This window comes from Bacillus cereus group sp. BfR-BA-01430, assembly GCF_022663115.1.
GTDB classification, from domain to species: Bacteria; Bacillota; Bacilli; order Bacillales; family Bacillaceae_G; genus Bacillus_A; species Bacillus_A cereus_BD.
The window spans coordinates 54,158-74,306 of record NZ_JAKUEW010000005.1 but is presented as its reverse complement, the minus strand read 5'-3'; the positions used below and the strand labels follow the sequence as shown (position 1 = coordinate 74,306).

Below are 20,149 nucleotides of genomic sequence, written 5' to 3'. Positions count from 1 at the left end.
TTTGCTATAATAGTTTTGTTATGGACATAAAACGAAGCACGTATGTATTTGTCACGATTAATGAGAGCTAAAAAAGGTTCGCTTTATCGGAAATGTATGATGATTACCAAAATAAGAAAAGATTCATATACTGTCTTATAGATAGGCCGTTGTATTAGTTCGAAATGTTGGAGGTTCTTTAAGATGACAGTTTACCATTTTGTAGGAATTAAAGGAACAGGAATGAGTTCATTAGCGCAAATTCTTCATGACATGAAGAATACTGTTCAAGGTTCTGATTATGAAAAGCGTTTCTTCACACAAGTAGCATTGGAAAAGCGTGGTATTTCGATCCTTCCTTTTGATAAAAACAATATTAAAGAAGGACAAGTGATTATTGCAGGAAATGCATTTCCTGATACGCATGAAGAAATTATAGCAGCGAAAGAATTAAATATTCCAGTTCACCGTTACCATCACTTTTTAGGAGACCTTATGAGTAAGTATACAAGTGTTGCTGTAACAGGTGCGCATGGAAAAACATCAACAACAGGTTTGTTAGCCCATGTTATGCAAGGTGCCAACCCGACATCTTATCTTATTGGAGATGGAACGGGGCATGGGGTAGAAAATAGTAAGTATTTTGCGTTTGAAGCTTGTGAATATCGTCGTCATTTCTTGTCTTACTATCCAGACTATGCAATTATGACAAATATTGATTTTGATCACCCGGATTATTTTGCAGACATCAATGATGTATTTCATGCATTCCAAGAGATGGCACTTCAAGTGAAAAAGGGAATTATTGCGTGTGGTGATGATGAAGAACTTCAAAAAATTCAAGCGAAAGTACCTGTTATTTTCTATGGATTTGGTGAAGATAATGATTTCCAAGCTCGTAACATTCAAAAGAGAACAGACGGTACTGTATTTGACGTATTCGTTCGTAATACGTATTATGAAACATTTAAAATTACAGGATACGGAAATCATAGCGTATTAAATGCATTAGCAGTAATAGCGCTTTGCCATTATGAAAATATCGATGTCGAAGTTGTGAAACATCAATTAACAACATTTGAAGGCGTAAAACGTCGCTTTAATGAAAAACCGGTGGGAGACCAAGTTATTATTGATGATTATGCACACCATCCGACAGAAATTAATGCAACGATTGAAGCGGCTCGTCAAAAGCATCCAGAGCGTGAAATTATCGCTATTTTCCAGCCACATACATTTTCACGTACAGAGAAGTTTTTAGATGAGTTTGCGGAAAGCCTAAGTAAAGCTGATCAAGTCTATTTATGCGATATTTTCGGATCAGCACGTGAAAACAAAGGTGAATTAACAATTGAAGATCTGCAAAAACGCATTGATGGTGCAGAATTAATTACAGATACAACAACAGATGTACTGAAAAAACATAAAAACGGCGTTCTTATTTTTATGGGCGCAGGTGACATTCAAAAATTCGAAGCAGCTTATGTAAAAGAAGTGCAAGTTGCTGAGAAATAAGAAAAAGACGCATAGCGATGGCTATGCGTCTTTTTTAGTGCGTGATTTGTAGTATATGTGATGTCGAAAGATGTGGGTAAGCCGATATCTCCTGTCAAAATGCTGATATGTTGAGGGGACATTTTTAACGATAGATGTTAGAATAATAAGAAAAAAGGAGCTGGAAAAACATGTTCACACTCCGGGTAGATGACGAAATTGAACTACAATTATTAGAGAAACATCATAAAGAGGAGTTATATCAATTAATAGATCAAAACCGTAATCATTTAAGAAGATGGCTTCCTTGGGTAGATGGTACGAAATCGGCTGATGCGTATGATGACATTTTTCCGATATGGTTAAAGAAATTTGCAGAGGGAGACGGTTTTGAAAGTGGTATACGTTATAAAGGAAAGCTTGTTGGGATGATAGGCATTCATCCGGTGAGCTGGGGGAAGAAAGCGGCGAGTCTTGGGTATTACCTTGCAGAAGATGCTGGGGGAAAAGGTATTATGACGCGTAGCGTAAAGGCTGTACTTCGCTATACATTTGAAAATTTAAAGCTCAATAAAATTGAAATTCGTTGTGGAGTACAAAATAAGAAAAGCCGTGCGATTCCAGAACGACTTGAGTTTCGATTAGATGGTATTTTACGAGAGGAAGAATGGTTGTATGACCATTTTCATGATGTAGCAGTCTATAGTTTGTTAGCTTCAGAGTGGAAGAGAATCCGATGAGGAATTTGTATTATTAGAAAGTTTTATAGGTCAAACTGTAAAATATGATATTATTTAGTTGGTGGTGATGGTATGGAATTTTCCATTCAAAGAAGCAAACCGATTATAATTTTTGTCATTCTAATGTTCATTATTATGGTTGTTTATCCTGTTGTGCTGTTTATGATGAATAAAGAAAATTGGGGGACAGCATTCATTGGAATGGGAATTTGTTTTATTGTAAATGTACCACTCGTTTGGGAAGTCTTTATTAAAAAGCATAAAGTAGAAAATGGCGTGTTAAAGTACGGTATTTTAAATGATGATATTGTATTAAAAGATGTGAGAATAATTCGTCAAGTTGGGAAGTCTCTTGAAATTACAACGAATCAATATAAAGTGCATATGATTGCGATGCCGCAACATATGACACAGTTTTTGTCACTTGTAGAAAAGGAGAATCCACATGTAAAAATAGAACTGGTAGGTAAGAAATGAAATATGTAAGACCTTTGTTTTGTTTGGAAATTTTGCTGGTGCTTGTTATTTGCACTAGAGTCTATATGAAATGGGATTTGCCCTTACATGTTCCAATATTAATAGGTACTATCGCAGTGGCGCTTTTATTTTATTTTCATTTTCAGCAAACAAAAAGGCGAGAAAAGTAGCTTGATATAGAATGGAAATCATAATAAAAAAACGCTCGGAATAATATCCGGGCGCTTTTTTGATGCTATTTTAAGTTCTCTGGGTTTAACGCTTCTAATTCAGGTACAACGAAACGGCCATCTTTACGAATTAATACGTCGTCAAAGTAAATTTCACCGCCGCCGTATTCTGGACGCTGAATGCATACTAAATCCCAATGGATATTAGAGTTGTTGCCGTTCCATGCATCGTCGTACGCTTGTCCAGGTGTGAAGTGGAAGCTACCGTCGATTTTTTCATCAAATAGAATGTCACCCATTGGATGGAGGATGTATGGGTTTACGCCGATTGCAAATTCACCAACGTAACGTGCACCTTCATCTGTATCAAAAATTTTATTAATGCGTTCTGTATCATTTGCAGTTGCTTCAACAATTTTTCCATCTTTAAATTTCAGCTGTACATTTTCAAATGTATAACCATTATATGGTGATGGTGTGTTATAAGAGACTGTACCATTAACTGAATCGCGAACTGGTGCAGAGTATACTTCGCCATCTGGAATATTTAAATGACCGGAGCACTTGATAGCGGGAATGTTTTTAATAGAGAATGTTAAATCAGTTCCAGGACCAACTAGGCGAACTTTATCTGTTTTGTTCATCAGTTCAACAAGGCTATCCATCGCTTTGTCCATTTTACCGTAATCTAAGTTGCATACTTCGAAGTAGAAGTCTTCGAACGCTTCTGTACTCATTTTCGCAAGCTGCGCCATAGACGCATTTGGATAGCGAAGAACAACCCAGCGTGTTTTCGGAACGCGGATATCCCTATGAACTTTTTTACCAACTGTTTGACCGTGGATTTTCATTCGTTCACTTGGAACGTCAGCTTGTTCATTAATGTTATCACCAGAGCGAAGACCGATATAAGCGTCCATATCTTTCATTATGCTTGCTTCATATGCTGCGATTTGTTCGAAATGTTCTTCTGTAGCACCCATTAATAAAGAGCGATCTACCGCGTGATCTTTTAAAGAGACAAATGGAAAGCCGCCAGCTGCATATGCTTCTTTTACAAGTGCTGTTACAAGCTCTCTTTGCAAGCCAAAGTTTTCAATTAATACTTTTTCGCCTTTTTGTAAGCGAATAGAGTAGTTAATTAAATTGTATGCTAATTTTTCAATACGTGGATCTTTCATATGTAAAGCCTCCCCTAATGAATTATGTATACATTGTTATTGTACCCTACTTGCTGGAATTTGTTTAATGATTTATGTTACAGTTGACATGCAAGTAAGAAAATTCGAACGAAACTGTAAGGGTTAGAATGAAACGGAAAATGATTGTATAATAGGAGAAAGTATGAAAAAGATAAAGGAAGTGATGAGATGCAAGTTCTTTTATACGTAAGTGCAGCTATTATTGCAGTAGCATTTGCTGTATTGGTAATTTATGCATGCAGAACGTTATTATCATTACAGAAAACGCTAGAAAATGTTGCGAGTACACTAGAGGGATTAGAAAAGCAAATGCAAGGAATAAGCGTAGAAACAGAGCAGTTATTACATAAAACAAATGCATTAGCTGATGATATTCAACAAAAGTCACAATCATTAAATAAAGTAGTAGAAGGCGTAGATGGAATTGGAACGACAATTCATTCTTTAAATACGAAACTTCGTAATGTATCAAATTCAGTTACAAATGAAATTGAAAATAATGCAGATAAAGTTGCTCAAGTTGTTCAATGGAGCGGTGCAGCGATTGAAGTATATAATCATTTTAGAGCTACTAGACAAGAGAAAAAACTAGAAAAAGCAGAGAGAAAGTTAGAGAAAGCAGAAAAGAAAGAAAAGCGTTCGAGACTTCCGATCCGTATGAGAGGTGAGTAAAATGAGTATGAAAAAAATCGAAGCAATAGAAGAGTTTGAAGCGTTAGTAGAAACAGCGGAACCATACATTTTGTTTAAACATAGTACAACGTGTCCAATTAGCCAAGGAGCATATACGGAATTTCAAGCTTATTGTAAGGAGAACGATGAAACTACCGCATATTATTTATACATACAGGATGCAAGAGATGTTTCCAATCGCATTGCTGAACACTTTGGTATTAAACATGAGTCACCACAAGTGTTATACATAAAAGATGGTATAGTGGTATGGCATACATCGCATTGGAATATTAAAAAAGAAGCACTGAAAGAGAACATCAAGTAAGAAGTGAGCAAAGAGGCTCGCTTCTTTCTTTTTTGAAAAAAATCATTATAATTTTCTTAGATTGAGTTTTAGAGAGCGCGTATACGAAACTAATAAATGAGGGAACGATTCCAAATGCAATGTATATTATGTGACAACCTGACGTCTATTCGTTATAATAAGTTAGCTTAAACGTGATAATGATAATGAAACAAATATATAAATATACAACTGAGAAAGAGGTGGCTTTCTTATGGCATCACAAGAATTAGATCGTTTACGTTCTCAAATTGATGAAATAAATATGCAAATGTTAGAACTCTTAAATGAAAGGGGCCGTCTTGTTCAAGAAGTCGGTAAAGTAAAAGAAGAGCAAGGGATCATGAGATTTGATCCTGTACGTGAAAGAGATATGCTTGATTTAATTGCAGAACATAATAATGGTCCGTTTGAAACATCAACACTTCAACATATTTTTAAACAAATTTTTCAGATGAGCTTAGAGTTACAAGAAGATGATCATCGTAAGGCGCTTCTTGTTTCAAGAAAGAAAAAACCAGAGGATACTATTGTTGATATAAAAGGTGAAAAAATTGGCGATGGCAACCCTCACTTTATTATGGGACCATGCGCTGTAGAGAGTTATGAACAAGTACGCCAAGTAGCGGAAGCGATAAAGGAACAAGGGGTAAAATTAATGCGCGGTGGTGCATTTAAACCTCGTACATCTCCTTATGATTTCCAAGGTCTTGGCTTAGAAGGATTACAAATTTTGCGACAAGTTGCCGACGAATATGATTTAGCTGTCATTAGCGAGATTTTAAATCCAAACGATATTGAAATGGCTCTTGATTATGTAGATGTAATTCAAATTGGTGCTCGCAATATGCAGAACTTTGAACTATTAAAAGCTGCGGGTGCTGTAAAGAAACCAGTATTATTAAAACGAGGTTTATCAGCTACTATCGAAGAATTTATTTACGCCGCAGAATATATTATGGCACAAGGGAATGGAGATATTATTTTATGTGAACGAGGCATTCGAACGTATGAGAAGGCAACTCGTAACACGTTAGATATTTCCGCTGTGCCGATTTTGAAGAAGGAGACACATTTACCTGTTGTAGTAGATGTAACGCATTCTACAGGGCGCCGTGACCTTCTATTACCAGCTGCAAAAGCAGCGATGGCAATCGGTGCTGATGCCGTTATGGCTGAAGTGCATCCGGATCCAGCTGTTGCATTATCGGATTCAGCACAGCAAATGGATATTCCAGAGTTTAATGAGTTTATGAAAGAACTAAAAGCGTTTCGTGGTAGATAGTAAGGAATGTTTGTCTATGCGATATTTCTCGCATAGACTTTTTGCAGAAAATATCCTTTTTTACATAAAAAATACGAAAATAGGAGAAAAGAAGCGAATTTTTTCAGAACTTTTGCGGGAACATATTGTATGAGTCTGCAATTTTATCGTATCATTAGTAAAAGGACTCGGGACGATTGGTGGCATCTTCAAATAGAGTTGATGTCTTTTTTTCATTCAAGTGAACCGATACATAAAAATAGATAACATAGATAGAAGGAGTGTGCGAAAAGATGAACGTAACAATCTATGATGTAGCGCGTGAAGCGAATGTTTCAATGGCAACTGTATCACGTGTTGTAAACGGTAATCCAAATGTAAAGCCTACAACAAGAAAGAAAGTATTAGAAGCAATTGATCGCTTAGGATACCGTCCAAATGCGGTAGCGCGTGGATTAGCAAGTAAAAAAACAACTACAGTAGGGGTTATTATTCCTGATATCTCCAATACATTCTATGCAGAACTTGCACGTGGGATTGAAGATATTGCAACAATGTACAAATACAATATTATTTTAAGTAACTCTGATCAAAATAAAGAAAAAGAGTTCCACTTATTAAACACAATGCTAGGTAAACAAGTGGACGGGATTGTATTCATGGGGGAAGATATTACAGATATCCATGTCGAAGAATTTAAAAAATCTCCAGTACCGATTGTATTAGCAGCATCATTTGATGAGAAGAATGAAACACCATCAGTAAATATTGATTATACACAAGCAGCTTATGATGCGATGAAGCATTTCTTAGAAAAAGGCCATAAGCGAATTGGTTTCGTATCAGGTCCTTTCATTGATAAAGCAGGAAGTGCAAAGAAATTACAAGGTTATAAAAAAGCTTTAGAGGAAGCTAATATTTCATATGATGAAAAACTTGTAATTGATGGAGATTACACATATGATTCAGGTTTAGAAGCATTCGAAAAACTTTGGGCACTTGATCAAAAACCAACAGCAATTTTCGTGTCTTCCGATGAAATGGCATTAGGTGTCATCCATGCAGTACAAGACGCTGGCTTACGTGTACCAGAAGATGTAGAAGTGCTTGGATTCGACAATACACGCCTTGCATTAATGGTACGCCCACAGCTTTCAACAGTCGTACAACCCATGTATGACATCGGTGCGGTAGCGATGCGTTTACTTACAAAATATATGAATAAAGAAAAAGTAGAAGATCATACAGTTATCTTACCTCATCGTATTCAATTTAGAAGTTCGACGAAGTAAGGATAAAAACTCACAGCAAGGTGCTTGCTGTGAGTTTTTTTGTTATCCCTATTGAGAAGGAGCTCAACTCAGAATCGTGAAACAGTAAAGGGAAACTTTAAATTTAGCTTTAGAATATAAGGCATTAAGGATGCTCTTTTATATGAATTTGGACTGCCTCATTTGCAAGAGAGAATGGTATATCAATTAAGTGGTAGAGAGCAGTAACGAATTGCAGACTCATTTTATAGGATATTATCTACAATCAAAACTCCCTATAAATACGCAATGTCATGTATAATAGAAAGAAAAGGCTTGTGAGGAGGGGAAGAGATGATCGTTCTTTGGATTATTACGCTTTGTATGACTGCTTTTTTTGCTTATATGACGTTAAAACAAAATGGTTTAAAGCGATTTGTTCCAGGAAGTATTCTTGCCGGAATCGCCCTTATCACATATGTATCTTCTATTTTCATTGAACATGTTTCAGCGGAATGGAGTACAAATTTTGTATTTAGCGGTATTACATTATTTGCTGGTAGTATTATGGTATTAATGGTTGCTGGTATTGTTTTTTTTATTCATATGAATTCTGAAACGTTATAAGATATAAAAAAAGGCATGTCCCACATGGGCATGCCCTTTATCATTTTATTATGCTTGATCTTTAGAAGCATTTTGTTGTTTCAATAAATCGCGAATTTCGCCAAGAAGAACTTCTTCTTTTGTTGGCTCTGGTACTTCTTCTTTCTTTTCTTCTTCTTTTTTGAATGTTAACTTATTGAATAATTTAATGAATAAGAAGATTGAGAATGCAATGATTAAGAAATCAACAACAGTTTGAATAAATGCACCATATTTTACTACAGCTTTTCCAAATGTAAAGGAAAGCCCTGTGAAGTTTACTCCACCAAGTAGTAATCCAACTAATGGCATGATTACATCACTTACTAATGAAGAAACGATCTTACCAAACGCACCACCAATTACAACCCCGACAGCTAAATCCATGACGTTCCCTTTTAAAGCGAACTTTTTAAACTCATTCCACATACGTTATTCTCGTCCTCTCTAAATTTTAATATGAAGATTATAATTCCTATCACCATATTTTATAGAAGTTTATATGAGAAATAAAGAGGGAACGGGAATGAAAGTAAATTCAGAAAAATGTATCCGTTTTATTCTATATTATCCAAATTATGTGATTTAAATGTTTTAGAATGTAGTATAATTCTACTATTTATTAGGATTTTAACTCTTTTATATTGTTAATAACATGTTTTGTATTAAACAATAAAGGAAAGGTGAATACTCTTACTGCTCTAAAATAGTGGGATAAAATGATGAATGGAACTTTCAAATCTATGTTATTTCATATTGATAAGAAATGCTTGATGAGTAGGAATAAAGCTTTCTGCAAAATCATCCAGTGTTATGAAATTGTGAATAATGATGTGTCAAGCAAAGTGGTTTTCCACTACCTCTTATAAAGGCTTCAAAATATGTACAAGATATCAATTCCATATGAAATATCATCTTCCTTGAAAAAAGAATAGGAGAAAATCTCCTATTCCCTAATACAATGCTTTTTTTGTATTATTCCGAATAATTTCGAGAGATTTTGCGACAGTTAGTGCGTTTTTTTCTTCAATTTCTGCTTTTCGAGGGATAGGATTGTACATGTTGTTAGGGTCTTCCCATGTGAGAGGAAGTTCAGTTTCAGCTTGTCCTTTCCACGCTTCAATCCATTCTGGAGGGAGATAACCTGAGATGTTTTGGATGTTGTTCATTGCAATCCATATGAGTGCCCATGCTCTTGGGACAACGCGCCACATGTCATAGCCACCGCCACCAACAGCAATCCAGCGCCCATCGCAATATTCACTTGCAATCTCATTAGCGAGCTTTGGAATTTCGCGATAAATTTCTATCGTTGCACAAAGGTGTGTAAGTGGATCATAATAATGCGCATCGGCGCCATTTTGCGTTAAAATAATATCCGGTTTAAAATAAGCGGCGACTTCTTTTACAACAGTACGGTAAGACTGTAAAAAAGACTCATCTTCTGTAAAGGCATCGAGTGGAACATTGAAAGAATAGCTATATCCTACACCTTGTCCCCTTTCATTCACTGCACCAGTTCCAGGGAATAAATATCGCCCTGTTTCATGAAGTGAGATGGTACAAACATTTGGATCATCATAAAAAGACCATTGGACACCGTCGCCATGATGGGCATCCGTATCAATATACAACACGCGAAGGCCGTATTTTTTTTGTAAATATTTAATCGCTATCGAGCTATCGTTATAAATACAAAAGCCAGATGCTTTTCCGCGGAATCCGTGATGCAGTCCACCTCCTAAGTTTAATGCACGCGTTGCCTTTCCAGACATAACAGCATCCACAGCTGTTAATGTACCGCCAACAAGCAATGCGCTTGCTTCATGCATATGAGGAAATATGGGGGTATCCTCTGTTCCAAGCCCGTATGTCATAGCGATTGATTGTTCTAAATTGCCTTCTCCAGCACGTTTTACCGCATTGATATACTCCTCTGTATGAATGAGTGCAATTTCCTCATCTGTAGCCATTCGGGGTGGAATGACTTGAGAAGGGGCTAAAAACCCACTCTTTACTAATAAATCATATGTAAGTGTTACGCGAAGTTGATTAAAAGGATGCTCAGGGCTAAAAGAATAGCCCTGAAATTTATTTGAATACACGAATATACTCTTCATGCTTGCATCCCCATACTGTTTGGCCATAAGACGTGATACCCCTTTTTTTCAAGTGCTTCAATCACTCTTAGAGGATTCATCGTTTGAATGCGGAAAACGAGCACCTTCTCATTCTCGTCTTTTGCTGGGTAGACGAGAACACTTACAATGTTTATTTGTAGGTCACTAAAAATAGTAACTACTTTTCCAAGAATACCAGGTTCATTTTTTACTTGAATTTCAATTTGAGAACTTGGTTGATGCGCTCCTGTTAATTTTACTAATGTATGCAATACTGTAGATTCAGAAATAATGCCCACTAATTTTCCAGCCTTTGTGACAGGAAGGCAACCGATTTTATTTTCGAAAAATAATGTTGCAATTTCTTCAACGAAATCAAGGGGATGACAAGTCATAACAGGGTGTTTCATAATAAGGTGAAGCGGTTGTTTTAACATATCGAGTGAAACTTGCTCATCAAGGATAGACGGACTTGCATCTCTTACGTCTCGATCAGAAATAATTCCTACAATTTGGGTATTTTGATCGACAATGGGAATGTGCCGAATCCCTTTTGTACGTATTGTTCGGATTGCGGTTTCGATTGTATCATCTGGATGAAGTGCGATAACATCTTGATTCATAATTTCTTCTACAATCATTCCATTCGCCCCCTTTTTAATACATAAACCGATTCTGGAAACGTAGACGGTCAAATGCTTGAATAGAATTCGTGTCGACGCGTTTACCAATACGAACCATTAAACAGTTAGCAGGATGAGAACAAATTTCTGGATCATCTGTAGCCATCCATTGTAAACCACCAGCATTCATCATTTTTTCCATTACTTTTCGATACTCCCAAACATTTAAACCAGTTTGCTTTAAATCCCAGTGCCAATAATACTCAGTTGTTAATATAATATAATCTTCCATATGATCATCCATCATAGAAACTTCTAATAAGTTTTTTCCAACGGCGCAGCCGCGAAATGTTGGAGCAACTTCAATCGCTCCAAGTTCAATTACATTTTCGATATTCCCTTCTGACCATCTTTCAAGTGGATCAGGATATAAGTATGTAACGTATCCGATAATCGTATGGTCGTGCCGCGCGATAATAATGCGAGCTTCTGGTAATTTAGAAATTGCAATGATTGCTTTATATTGTTGCTCGGCAGGGCGAAACGCAACTAAATCGGGATGGAATTCATATGTTTCAAGATTATGTGTAGAAACAGGACCTTCAATCATTAAAGTCCCTTTAGATGTTTTCAAGTTTCTAGCATTATATATTTTTTTATGAATCAACTTTTTACTCACCACCTTGAGGGTTTGTGAATCTACTATACATCGTACTTTATACTATATGCGATGTGAATCGAATTTTGTCATTAAAAATTTGTCAAAAAATTAACAAATATACTGAAAATTTTAAATAATGTTATTATAATAGATAATAGAATATATAGGGAGGGGATGTAAAGTATGAAAGTGGAAACGCTTCCTGTCATTAAAGGAGAACATAATTTATTACATTATGAAGAAGCATACACACATTTTAACTGGGAAGAGATTTATCAACATTTTACTTGGCATGAAACAGGCCGAGTAAATATGGCGTATGAGGCAATTGACAAGCATGTAAAATCTGAACGAAAAAATAAAGTCGCCCTGTATTATCAAGATAGCTCTCGAAAAGAGAAATATACATTTAAAGAAATGAAAGACCTTTCTAATAAGGCTGGAAATGTCTTGAAAAATTACGGTGACGTGGAAAAGGGAGATCGCGTTTTTATTTTTATGCCGCGTTCCCCAGAGCTATATTTTTCTCTTCTTGGTGCAGTAAAATTAGGTGCGATTGTTGGTCCATTATTCGAGGCATTTATGGAAGGTGCAGTACGCGATCGTTTAGAAGATAGCGAAGCGAAGGTGTTAATTACAACTCCTGAATTGTTAGAGCGCGTACCATTAAATGACTTACCAGCTTTAAAAACAGTCTTTCTTGTTGGAGAGAATATAGAAGAAGGCGGAAAGATTGTAGCGTTTAATCCGCTGTTTGAACAAGCTTCAAAAGAATTACATATCGAATGGTTAGGCCGTGAAGATGGTTTAATTCTTCATTATACATCTGGCTCAACTGGTAAACCAAAAGGTGTTCTTCATGCACAAAATGCAATGGTTCAGCACTACCAAACAGCAAAATGGGTGCTCGATTTAAAAGAAGATGACGTATATTGGTGCACAGCTGATCCAGGCTGGGTAACGGGAACTGCATACGGCATTTTTGCGCCATGGTTAGTAGGAGCGTCAAATCTTATTTTAGGTGGGCGCTTTAGTCCTGAAGCTTGGTATGAAGCGTTAGAAGATTACGGCGTGACAGTTTGGTACAGTGCGCCAACAGCATTCCGAATGTTAATGGGAGCTGGACAAGAAGCAATTAAAAAATATAATTTATCCGAGCTTCGTCACGTATTAAGTGTTGGTGAACCGTTGAATCCAGAAGTGATTCGCTGGGGGATGAACGCTTTTGGCCTTCGCATTCATGATACATGGTGGATGACGGAAACAGGTGGACAAGTGATTTGTAACTATCCTTGTATGGAAATTCGTCCAGGATCAATGGGGAAACCAATTCCAGGCGTAAAAGCAGCAATTGTTGATAATGATGGAAATGAAGTACCACCATATACAATGGGGAACTTAGCAATTGCGAAAGGATGGCCAGCGATGATGCGCGGGATTTGGAACAATCCGCAAAAGTATGAGTCATACTTCATGCCGGGCGATTGGTATGTATCAGGCGACTCTGCATATATGGATGAAGATGGTTACTTCTGGTTCCAAGGACGTATTGATGATGTCATTATGACATCGGGTGAGCGCGTTGGTCCGTTTGAAGTAGAAAGTAAATTAATTGAGCATACTGCGGTAGCGGAAGCGGGAGTAATCGGTATTCCTGATCCAGTACGAGGGGAAATTATTAAAGCGTTTATTGCACTTCGCGCAGGGTATGAACCATCTGATGAATTAAAAGAAGATATTCGTCAATTTGTGAAAAAAGGTCTAGCAGCTCATGCAGCACCAAGACAAATTGAATTTAGAGATAAATTACCGAAGACAAGAAGTGGTAAAATTATGCGCCGCGTATTAAAGGCATGGGAGTTAAACTTACCAACAGGCGATTTATCAACGATGGAAGATTAAAAAAGAAAGGTATGAACGTCACACCTCGTTCATACCTTTCTTTTTATGTTATTGTAAACTTATATATATATTGAAAAGGGAGATACAACGAAAATAGAGAGAGAAAAGATGATACAAGGGGAAATATATATACCATCAGATAGATATTTAGTAAAAGACAGAGAGGGAGCTCGCACACTAACGAGAAAATTAAATGAAACGCCAGAAATAAAATAGGAAGAGCGCAGTGCAATTGTAAAAGAATTATTCGGAACGACAGGAGATAATATTCATATTAACTCTTCATTTAAAAATGGATAGAACTGATTATATAACGTTAGTTTTTACCTCTTATTTGAAATTAAGAGGCATTTTTGATTTATGAAGACAATAAAAACAATTCATAGTGTTTTATCTTAAATACTATCATTATTTTTAATAGAATGTATTAAAAAATATCATTGTACATATAATAATATTTTTTTTATGATTTATATATTGAGAATTAGGGAGTTTTATTTCCGAAAAAATTGGTGTATCGATTGATGATTGAAAATAATGATGTTGATTCTTAATAATTCGAAATGGAGTGTGGCTGATGAATATAGGAAGTATAATATATTTTCATCGAATTAAAAATAACCTAACACAACAACAGTTAGCTGATGGTGTTTGTTCTATTTCACATTTATCTAAGATAGAAAATAATAGTAAAGAGGTAAATATAGAGACATTATTATTATTATGTGAAAAGCTCAAAATTGATTTAATTGAAGAGAAAGCAGAAATAAAACTAATTTATGAAAAATTAAACGAGTTATTGAATGCAATTGTATATGATAATAAATTGAAAGTTGATGAATTATATGAATGGATAAAGGAGAATTCACACCGGATTGTATGCTCACAATATGTTTATTTCTCTAAAATTATTCTATTCAGATATTATGTTTTTAAGGAGGATATAAAATCTGCTACCCTAATAAAAGACAATATTACCCGACAGCAGAAGAAATTTTCCCAATATGAAAATAGCTTATTTCAATATTCGAGTTCCTTATATTACCTTTTACAAAGAAAACCGGGGATGTGTATAAAAATACTAAATAGAATTGAAAATGAAATTGATATATTACCTACAGATTACTATTATTATTTATCACAAGCATACAATTTATTAAATCAGTCAACTTTATCAATGTATTATGCTCAAAAAGCGAATCAAATATTCATAGACACGATAAATTATATGAAATCATTAGATGCAAAACTATTGATTGCAATTAATTTAGCAAAGGTTAAGGCATTTAAGCAGGCGTATGAATATTTAGAAGATGTGCTAAATACTAGTGAATCATTAGGAAATCGTCATCTCTTAAAAAAGACTTTTTATAACATGTCAGTATTAATGTACCAACAAAAAAGATACGAAGAAGCAGTTGACTATTTTAAAAAGGGACTAAGGTATAAAAAAAGACTTGAAGTAGTTTATATTCAATATTTACCGATTATTACAGAATGTTACATACAACTTAATAAGCCTAAAAAAGCTAAAAATATTATAAATAAAATGATAAAGTTGGCTGAAGAAGAAAATGTAACTTCTGATTTAATTCTATTTAATATTTATTTGTATGAATTAGAAAAAAATGAAAAAGGTCTAATTAAGTACCTAGAATCATATGCAATTAAAATTTTAAAGGATCAAAATCAATATGAGTTATTTATGAAGTATAGTAGACGTTTAGGGAGATTGTACTTAAGAGAAAATGATTACAAAAAAGCATTTCAATATTTAATAACAGAAAATTTTTCAGATAATAATCAAATATGTACACAATAACAGGTGGAATTTTCCCAATTTTCATTTTTATTTACGAGTGATATGGTTAAGGTACTAGCGCTAGAAAATGAAAATGAAAAGAGGTTTTATTGATGATAACGAAAGTACCTCATGTTATTAAGTTAGATGGAGTATATAATGATGAAACTTATTGGGAAAGAGTTAATCGTAGTCAAGCTTGGCTTGGAGAAACAGAAGAAGAACAAAGGGAAGCACAAATTCGTCTTTCTAATGCTACAGTTGGGGTAGCAGGATGTGGTGGTATTGGAGGCGCTTGTGCAATGCGTTTAGCAAGGTTAGGAATTAGACATATCAAAGTTGCTGATCCAGATTCTTTTGATTGGACAAATGTTAACAGACAGTATGGTGCTGAAAAGGAGAATTTAGGTAAAAATAAAGCTGAGATAGTAGGTCATGCGGTACATAGATTAGTTGGAGATGTGACCGTAGAAATTTATCCAGAAGGTATCACAAAAGACAATGCTGAACACTTTGTAAATGGGTGTGATATTGTATTAGACCAAATGGACTTCTATTTATTGGGAGAACGTTATGCATTGCATAAAGCTTTTAGAAATTCTAAAAAAACAAAGTATATTTTATCAGCTTGGTGCATTGGATGGGGGACATCACTTTATAAATGGACTCATGATGGAATGAGCCTTGAAGAGTTTTTTAATATCCCTGAAGATACTGAACTGAAGGGAGATATAATTAAAACATTATTATCTAAATTTATGCCTAAAGAGCCTCTATTCCCAAGTACCGATGAAATATATAGATGGTTTGTTGACAAAAAGATTGTTCCTTTATTTGCGACTTCACCACCTGTTGCAGAAGCTGCTGTAATACCTCAAGTTGCATTGGCTATAACTGGTTATGATAAAAAAGAAGGAGTTACGCCTATTCCTGCTGCACCAGATTGTTGGGTATTTGATGCAACAACGATGAAATCAGAGTTTTTAAAGTATACAGGTGGTAAATATGTCAGCCAATAATACTTCTACTCTAAATACTGCATGTGTAGATTTGGATATTACTGTAAGCATAGCTCATAATAATCAAGAAATTCAAGAAGCGATGGATTTTTGTGGAAAGAAATATGAGGATGCCTATCAAACGAGTTGGGAAATCCCACCAGATATTTTGTTTGTAGCAAAAAAAGGAGAACAAATTGTTTCAACATTAGGATTAGAAATTGGTAGTCTACATGATCATATTGGTGCTGAAAACTATTTTCATTTAACACCTAAAATGAAAGAGTTTATTGAAAACAATCGTTCTAATTTAGCTGAAGCAGGCAGGTTTTCTTCTATAAATAAATCGGGTGCAAAAGCAGTATTTCATGCTGCAATTAGTTACTGCTATCAAAAGGATATTAATTATCTATTCGCTTGGGCCAATCCAAATATTTACACACATTTAGCAAATAACGCTAAGATACCTTTTTGGGTAATTGAAGATATCGAATTAAATATAGACTTTATAAAAAAGGACACAGGGTGGAGAACACCACCTACCGGATTTTTTATCCGTGATGAGCCACCGAGGTTACTGTTAAGCGTTTTACCATTCTGGGAAATGGTTAATCATAATCTTAGTAATGATTATGGAAAAGAATTATTTTTTAATAGGTAGGATAATCTGAGGAAGAACATATATAAAATAGCCCTCTATCTGTTCCTTTTTAATCAGGTAGAGGGCTATTTTTTCGCCTGCATTGTGATAAATTATAGCGCCCGAAACCGAGCGTATTCGATAGTCATGTAGTTTTTTAGTATCTGCCAGCATCTTATTTTGTACAGTTTTTTGTTGTGCTTGTTCAGTATAGATAAATGGGAAAATCTGTTGGGTTAGACTTGTATTGAGGATAGCATCTGAATTTGTTGGTGTATATTCCAAAATACATCCCATTGGAGAGGGAGATACATCTGTTTTATTTTTGTATTGAAATAAATTTCTTAGAACACCTCTATTTCGCTTGGATTGCTTTCTTACGAATAAATCCTGTGAAATTTTCTGTATTTGCATTGCCTTTCACATAGATAAAGCCTGTCATCAACACGCATTCTCCCATTATATGATGTCCTGTTATTTATTAGCATTCATATCACTTTAAGGTACGTACTTTTTATTTGTTAAAAAACAAAAAAAGATCTAGAAAATAATAGATTTTCTTTAATCTTCCTTGTGCAAAGGTTTAAGTTGATAGTTTCTTCCATATTCTTATTTCATATTTCGATAATAATGGAAATGTTCAGATGTTATAATGTTCATAAATTATTTACTACAATATGTGGGGAGATGAAAAATGAGTATTTTCAAATTTACAATGCTAATACTCTTAACAACATTTTTAATGGGTTCTTCTTTTGCTGTAGGTAAAATAGGCTTGTCTTATTCATCCCCGTTGTTATTAGCGGCATTGCGTTTTACACTTGCTGGATTCATAATGGCGGTAATCATTATTGTGTTAAAACGACCTCATCCAACATCTAAAGGACATTGGATAAAGATGATTATTATTGGGGCTTTCCAAACGACCGGTGTTATGGGATGCATTTTCTTAAGTTTACGAACAATTTCAGCTAGCGAATCCTCAATTCTTACATTTTCTAATCCATTATTTGTTGTTATATTCAGTACTATTTTTTTGCAAGTAAGTTACAAAATTTCTCAATGGGTTGGTGTTCTTTTAGGGTTAATAGGGGTAAGTATTACAATGGGGGCGCAAATTGAGTTTACGAGTGGAATTTTCTTTGGGATTTCGTCTGCCATTTTTTGGGCAATCGCAACATTATTAGTAAAAAAATGGGGGGGATTTTTCGATACGTGGATTTTATCCGCCTATCAGATGTTTTTTGGTGGATTATTGCTTTTACTTGCTAGTTTTTTTCTTGAAAAGCCATTCTTCATTTTGAATGTTAATGCGTTGCTTATTTTATTATGGTTAAGTATTATGTCTTCTATAGTTCAATTCGTTTCCTGGTATTATCTCTTACAAAAGGGAGATCCAGGGAAAATAAGTGCCTTTTTGTTTTTAGCACCTTTCTTTGGTGTATTATCTGGTTGGTTACTATTAAGGGAGAGGTTGTACCCGTCCATTGTAATTGGCAGCTTATTTATAATTATTAGTATCTATCTTGTAAATAGAAATTTTCAGCAGAAAAATACTTTAGTGAAAAAGACCTTATAAATAGATAATTTGCTCTAAGTGCGAAACGAAAATTTCCTCAAGAATGTTCATATAGGAACTGTGGCAAAGCTCAATTGATTTTAAGGGATTAATTGAAAATATAAAATTTTTCAATCGTGATGCTTTAGAGTGAAAAATTCACAAACATTTCTATTGGTTATAAGAAACGCTAATAAAATTTTTCTTATAAAATCTAAAAAACAACGTTAGGAATATTGTTTTTTAATAATTTAAATTTTAAAAAATAAAAACACCATCTTAATTCAGAGTTTTTAAGGTGGCATTTTTGTTCGTATCTCATTATCTCGCTGCACTGCGTATTTACAAAGGAAATTGACTAGTTCTAATTTATATTGAAATATTGATTAAAACTTACTTTTCCTTTATCTGAAACTTTTGATGCTCGAATTAATGGAACTTGAACTATCCAAGTAAAATCACTATCAGCAAGATGATAGTGATTTTACTCCAGTTAAAACGTGCATGAGAATATCACTGCCCCTTACATTTGAATTGATCTAAATCAATGCCAAAATCAGTAAAGAACGTATCCTTTTTAGATGTTATTATAAATTTTATTTATAATTTCAAAATTCTCTTACTTTTCAATTTTATCTATCCTTAACTTTTTATGAATTATAAAGATATGGTTATTAAAAAAGTGATTATTCATTATTAAATTTTTGGGATTTACTATCTCTTGCGAAATTATATGATGATACCTTAATGTGTCCAGCATAAAAAAATCGTTCTTTTACCTCTTTTTATTAATGTTGATAGATCAAAAGAGGTAGACGTAAAAATAGGCTGTGGAGACAGCACAGTCTAAAAAAAATGTAATTTCATATTCTATTTTTTATTAATCTATAGAAATTTTAAAGATTTTTTCTATGTTTTTTTTACCAGTATCTGTGATTATAAGGGATCTACATGAAGGAGTTCTTTGAACCCAATTATTATTAAGAAAATAAGAAGTAAGTGAGAAACCAAGAGCTCCGCCTAAATGATGTTGACGTTCACTCCAATCTAAGCATGCTCGAGCAAATAACCTACGTCTTTGACGCACTTCATCAACATCAATGTCAAAGTGAGTAAAAAAATGTCTCCCTGTATCAGTGACATCAAAATTCAGACCATCTTTAATTAAATACCCTTGATTTATTAACGAGTTGGTTACAGAGACTCCTAATTTTCCAGCTAAGTGATCATAGCAAGTACGAGCATGTTTTAAGGCTTCCGATTGACAAGCTTGCTTAAAAGAAGAAGTTTTTTCAGGTAGAGAAATAGAGAGAAGAGTTTCAAGAACTTGTGCTACTTCGGCATTAGCTATTTTGTAGTAACGGTGTCTCCCATGTTTCTCCATATGAAGTATCCCTCCTTCAATCATTTTTGAAAGATGATGGCTAGCTGTTTGCGGTTTAATTTTTGCCTCATATGCCAATTCACTTGCTGGATAAATTCTTCCATCTAAAAGGTGAATAAGCATTTTTGCTCGAGAAGGGGTACTAATTAGAGAAGCGATTTGGGATAAATGCATAATAAAACCTCCTTTACATTCATATTTCCATGATAATCGAATTTTTCTA

At 34.6% G+C, this 20,149-nt stretch carries 20 protein-coding genes and 1 pseudogene; 14 read left to right on the top strand and 7 right to left on the bottom strand.

Features of this window, described 5'->3' with window-relative positions:
* Nucleotides 1–183: 183 nt before the first annotated feature.
* The 3 genes from murC to MR058_RS11520 all read left to right on the top strand — a co-directional run bounded on the left by murC (nucleotide 184) and on the right by MR058_RS11520 (nucleotide 2,690).
* Nucleotides 184–1,494 (top strand): UDP-N-acetylmuramate--L-alanine ligase, encoded by a 1,311-nt coding sequence (murC, locus tag MR058_RS11530; RefSeq protein ID WP_242144166.1) that lies wholly within the window; start codon nucleotides 184–186, stop codon nucleotides 1,492–1,494.
* A gap of 170 nt (nucleotides 1,495–1,664) precedes the next feature.
* Nucleotides 1,665–2,213, top strand: coding sequence for a GNAT family N-acetyltransferase (locus tag MR058_RS11525; protein WP_242144165.1), 549 nt, complete (start codon nucleotides 1,665–1,667; stop codon nucleotides 2,211–2,213).
* Nucleotides 2,214–2,285: 72 nt separating this feature from the next.
* On the top strand, nucleotides 2,286–2,690 hold the full coding sequence (locus MR058_RS11520) for a PH domain-containing protein (protein WP_242144164.1): 405 nt from the start codon (nucleotides 2,286–2,288) through the stop codon (nucleotides 2,688–2,690).
* A 235-nt stretch (nucleotides 2,691–2,925) separates the two neighbouring features.
* On the opposite strand, the gene MR058_RS11515 is transcribed toward MR058_RS11520, so the two are convergent.
* On the bottom strand, nucleotides 2,926–4,041 hold the full coding sequence (locus MR058_RS11515) for an aminopeptidase (protein ID WP_242144163.1): 1,116 nt from the start codon (nucleotides 4,039–4,041) through the stop codon (nucleotides 2,926–2,928).
* Nucleotides 4,042–4,185: 144 nt separating this feature from the next.
* On the opposite strand from MR058_RS11515, the gene MR058_RS11510 reads away from it, so the two are divergent.
* The 5 genes from MR058_RS11510 to MR058_RS11490 all read left to right on the top strand — a co-directional run bounded on the left by MR058_RS11510 (nucleotide 4,186) and on the right by MR058_RS11490 (nucleotide 8,221).
* On the top strand, nucleotides 4,186–4,734 hold the full coding sequence (locus MR058_RS11510; RefSeq protein WP_242144162.1) for a DUF948 domain-containing protein: 549 nt from the start codon (nucleotides 4,186–4,188) through the stop codon (nucleotides 4,732–4,734).
* Between the two features lies 1 nt (nucleotide 4,735).
* Complete coding sequence (gene ytxJ / locus MR058_RS11505; protein WP_242144161.1) at nucleotides 4,736–5,062, top strand: bacillithiol system redox-active protein YtxJ; 327 nt, start codon at nucleotides 4,736–4,738, stop codon at nucleotides 5,060–5,062.
* A 232-nt stretch (nucleotides 5,063–5,294) separates the two neighbouring features.
* Entirely contained in the window at nucleotides 5,295–6,365 is a 1,071-nt protein-coding gene (locus tag MR058_RS11500; protein ID WP_242144160.1) for a bifunctional 3-deoxy-7-phosphoheptulonate synthase/chorismate mutase, read from the top strand.
* A 272-nt stretch (nucleotides 6,366–6,637) separates the two neighbouring features.
* A complete protein-coding gene (ccpA, locus tag MR058_RS11495) occupies nucleotides 6,638–7,636 on the top strand; it encodes a catabolite control protein A (RefSeq protein WP_242144159.1) in 999 nt (332 codons plus the stop codon).
* A gap of 312 nt (nucleotides 7,637–7,948) precedes the next feature.
* A complete protein-coding gene (locus tag MR058_RS11490; protein WP_242144158.1) occupies nucleotides 7,949–8,221 on the top strand; it encodes a DUF3917 domain-containing protein in 273 nt (90 codons plus the stop codon).
* Between the two features lie 48 nt (nucleotides 8,222–8,269).
* On the opposite strand, the gene mscL is transcribed toward MR058_RS11490, so the two are convergent.
* The 4 genes from mscL to MR058_RS11470 all read right to left on the bottom strand — a co-directional run bounded on the left by mscL (nucleotide 8,270) and on the right by MR058_RS11470 (nucleotide 11,649).
* Nucleotides 8,270–8,668 carry a large conductance mechanosensitive channel protein MscL gene (gene mscL, locus MR058_RS11485; protein ID WP_242144157.1) on the bottom strand — a complete coding sequence of 133 codons (399 nt, stop codon included), beginning with the start codon at nucleotides 8,666–8,668 and terminating at the stop codon, nucleotides 8,270–8,272.
* A gap of 524 nt (nucleotides 8,669–9,192) precedes the next feature.
* Nucleotides 9,193–10,359: an acetoin utilization protein AcuC gene (locus MR058_RS11480; protein WP_242144293.1), complete on the bottom strand. Its 1,167-nt coding sequence runs from the start codon at nucleotides 10,357–10,359 to the stop codon at nucleotides 9,193–9,195.
* On the bottom strand, nucleotides 10,356–11,000 hold the full coding sequence (locus MR058_RS11475; RefSeq protein WP_242144156.1) for an acetoin utilization AcuB family protein: 645 nt from the start codon (nucleotides 10,998–11,000) through the stop codon (nucleotides 10,356–10,358). The genes MR058_RS11480 and MR058_RS11475 overlap by 4 nt, the downstream gene beginning before the upstream one ends.
* 16 nt (nucleotides 11,001–11,016) lie before the next feature.
* A complete protein-coding gene (locus MR058_RS11470; protein WP_242144155.1) occupies nucleotides 11,017–11,649 on the bottom strand; it encodes a GNAT family N-acetyltransferase in 633 nt (210 codons plus the stop codon).
* Between the two features lie 177 nt (nucleotides 11,650–11,826).
* Between MR058_RS11470 and acsA the strand changes: the two genes are divergently transcribed.
* From acsA to MR058_RS11445, 5 genes and pseudogenes are all read left to right on the top strand, one after another.
* Nucleotides 11,827–13,545 (top strand): acetate--CoA ligase, encoded by a 1,719-nt coding sequence (acsA, locus tag MR058_RS11465; RefSeq protein ID WP_242144154.1) that lies wholly within the window; start codon nucleotides 11,827–11,829, stop codon nucleotides 13,543–13,545.
* A gap of 108 nt (nucleotides 13,546–13,653) precedes the next feature.
* Nucleotides 13,654–13,836 (top strand): annotated as a pseudogene (locus MR058_RS11460) (maltose acetyltransferase domain-containing protein); the annotation flags it as partial.
* Nucleotides 13,837–14,122: 286 nt separating this feature from the next.
* Complete coding sequence (locus MR058_RS11455; protein WP_242144153.1) at nucleotides 14,123–15,367, top strand: helix-turn-helix transcriptional regulator; 1,245 nt, start codon at nucleotides 14,123–14,125, stop codon at nucleotides 15,365–15,367.
* 92 nt (nucleotides 15,368–15,459) lie between these two features.
* Nucleotides 15,460–16,365: a ThiF family adenylyltransferase gene (locus tag MR058_RS11450; protein WP_242144152.1), complete on the top strand. Its 906-nt coding sequence runs from the start codon at nucleotides 15,460–15,462 to the stop codon at nucleotides 16,363–16,365.
* Nucleotides 16,352–17,005, top strand: a complete 654-nt coding sequence (locus MR058_RS11445; protein WP_242144151.1) for a thermostable hemolysin — start codon at nucleotides 16,352–16,354, stop codon at nucleotides 17,003–17,005. Before MR058_RS11450 ends, MR058_RS11445 begins: the two co-directional genes overlap by 14 nt.
* Here MR058_RS11445 and MR058_RS11440 read toward each other — a convergent pair.
* Nucleotides 16,988–17,398, bottom strand: coding sequence for a hypothetical protein (locus tag MR058_RS11440; RefSeq protein WP_242144150.1), 411 nt, complete (start codon nucleotides 17,396–17,398; stop codon nucleotides 16,988–16,990). The two genes, MR058_RS11445 and MR058_RS11440, sit on opposite strands and share 18 nt — an antisense overlap.
* A 280-nt stretch (nucleotides 17,399–17,678) precedes the next feature.
* Between MR058_RS11440 and MR058_RS11435 the strand changes: the two genes are divergently transcribed.
* The gene (locus tag MR058_RS11435) at nucleotides 17,679–18,563 is read left to right on the top strand and encodes a DMT family transporter (protein WP_242144149.1); all 885 of its coding nucleotides are present in this window, start codon (nucleotides 17,679–17,681) and stop codon (nucleotides 18,561–18,563) included.
* 859 nt (nucleotides 18,564–19,422) lie between these two features.
* Here MR058_RS11435 and MR058_RS11430 read toward each other — a convergent pair.
* Nucleotides 19,423–20,100: an ArsR/SmtB family transcription factor gene (locus MR058_RS11430; protein WP_242144148.1), complete on the bottom strand. Its 678-nt coding sequence runs from the start codon at nucleotides 20,098–20,100 to the stop codon at nucleotides 19,423–19,425.
* Between the last annotated feature and the right edge of the window lie 49 nt (nucleotides 20,101–20,149).

Coding starts and splice junctions, on each gene's coding strand:
- murC (WP_242144166.1), top strand. CDS start 184: ATGACAGTTTACCATTTTGTAGGAATTAAAGGAACAGGAATGAGTTCA.
- MR058_RS11525 (WP_242144165.1), top strand. CDS start 1,665: ATGTTCACACTCCGGGTAGATGACGAAATTGAACTACAATTATTAGAG.
- MR058_RS11520 (WP_242144164.1), top strand. CDS start 2,286: ATGGAATTTTCCATTCAAAGAAGCAAACCGATTATAATTTTTGTCATT.
- MR058_RS11515 (WP_242144163.1), bottom strand. CDS start 4,041: ATGAAAGATCCACGTATTGAAAAATTAGCATACAATTTAATTAACTAC.
- ytxJ (WP_242144161.1), top strand. CDS start 4,736: ATGAGTATGAAAAAAATCGAAGCAATAGAAGAGTTTGAAGCGTTAGTA.
- MR058_RS11500 (WP_242144160.1), top strand. CDS start 5,295: ATGGCATCACAAGAATTAGATCGTTTACGTTCTCAAATTGATGAAATA.
- ccpA (WP_242144159.1), top strand. CDS start 6,638: ATGAACGTAACAATCTATGATGTAGCGCGTGAAGCGAATGTTTCAATG.
- MR058_RS11490 (WP_242144158.1), top strand. CDS start 7,949: ATGATCGTTCTTTGGATTATTACGCTTTGTATGACTGCTTTTTTTGCT.
- mscL (WP_242144157.1), bottom strand. CDS start 8,668: ATGTGGAATGAGTTTAAAAAGTTCGCTTTAAAAGGGAACGTCATGGAT.
- MR058_RS11480 (WP_242144293.1), bottom strand. CDS start 10,359: ATGAAGAGTATATTCGTGTATTCAAATAAATTTCAGGGCTATTCTTTT.
- MR058_RS11475 (WP_242144156.1), bottom strand. CDS start 11,000: ATGATTGTAGAAGAAATTATGAATCAAGATGTTATCGCACTTCATCCA.
- acsA (WP_242144154.1), top strand. CDS start 11,827: ATGAAAGTGGAAACGCTTCCTGTCATTAAAGGAGAACATAATTTATTA.
- MR058_RS11455 (WP_242144153.1), top strand. CDS start 14,123: ATGAATATAGGAAGTATAATATATTTTCATCGAATTAAAAATAACCTA.
- MR058_RS11450 (WP_242144152.1), top strand. CDS start 15,460: ATGATAACGAAAGTACCTCATGTTATTAAGTTAGATGGAGTATATAAT.
- MR058_RS11445 (WP_242144151.1), top strand. CDS start 16,352: ATGTCAGCCAATAATACTTCTACTCTAAATACTGCATGTGTAGATTTG.
- MR058_RS11440 (WP_242144150.1), bottom strand. CDS start 17,398: ATGCAAATACAGAAAATTTCACAGGATTTATTCGTAAGAAAGCAATCC.
- MR058_RS11435 (WP_242144149.1), top strand. CDS start 17,679: ATGAGTATTTTCAAATTTACAATGCTAATACTCTTAACAACATTTTTA.
- MR058_RS11430 (WP_242144148.1), bottom strand. CDS start 20,100: ATGCATTTATCCCAAATCGCTTCTCTAATTAGTACCCCTTCTCGAGCA.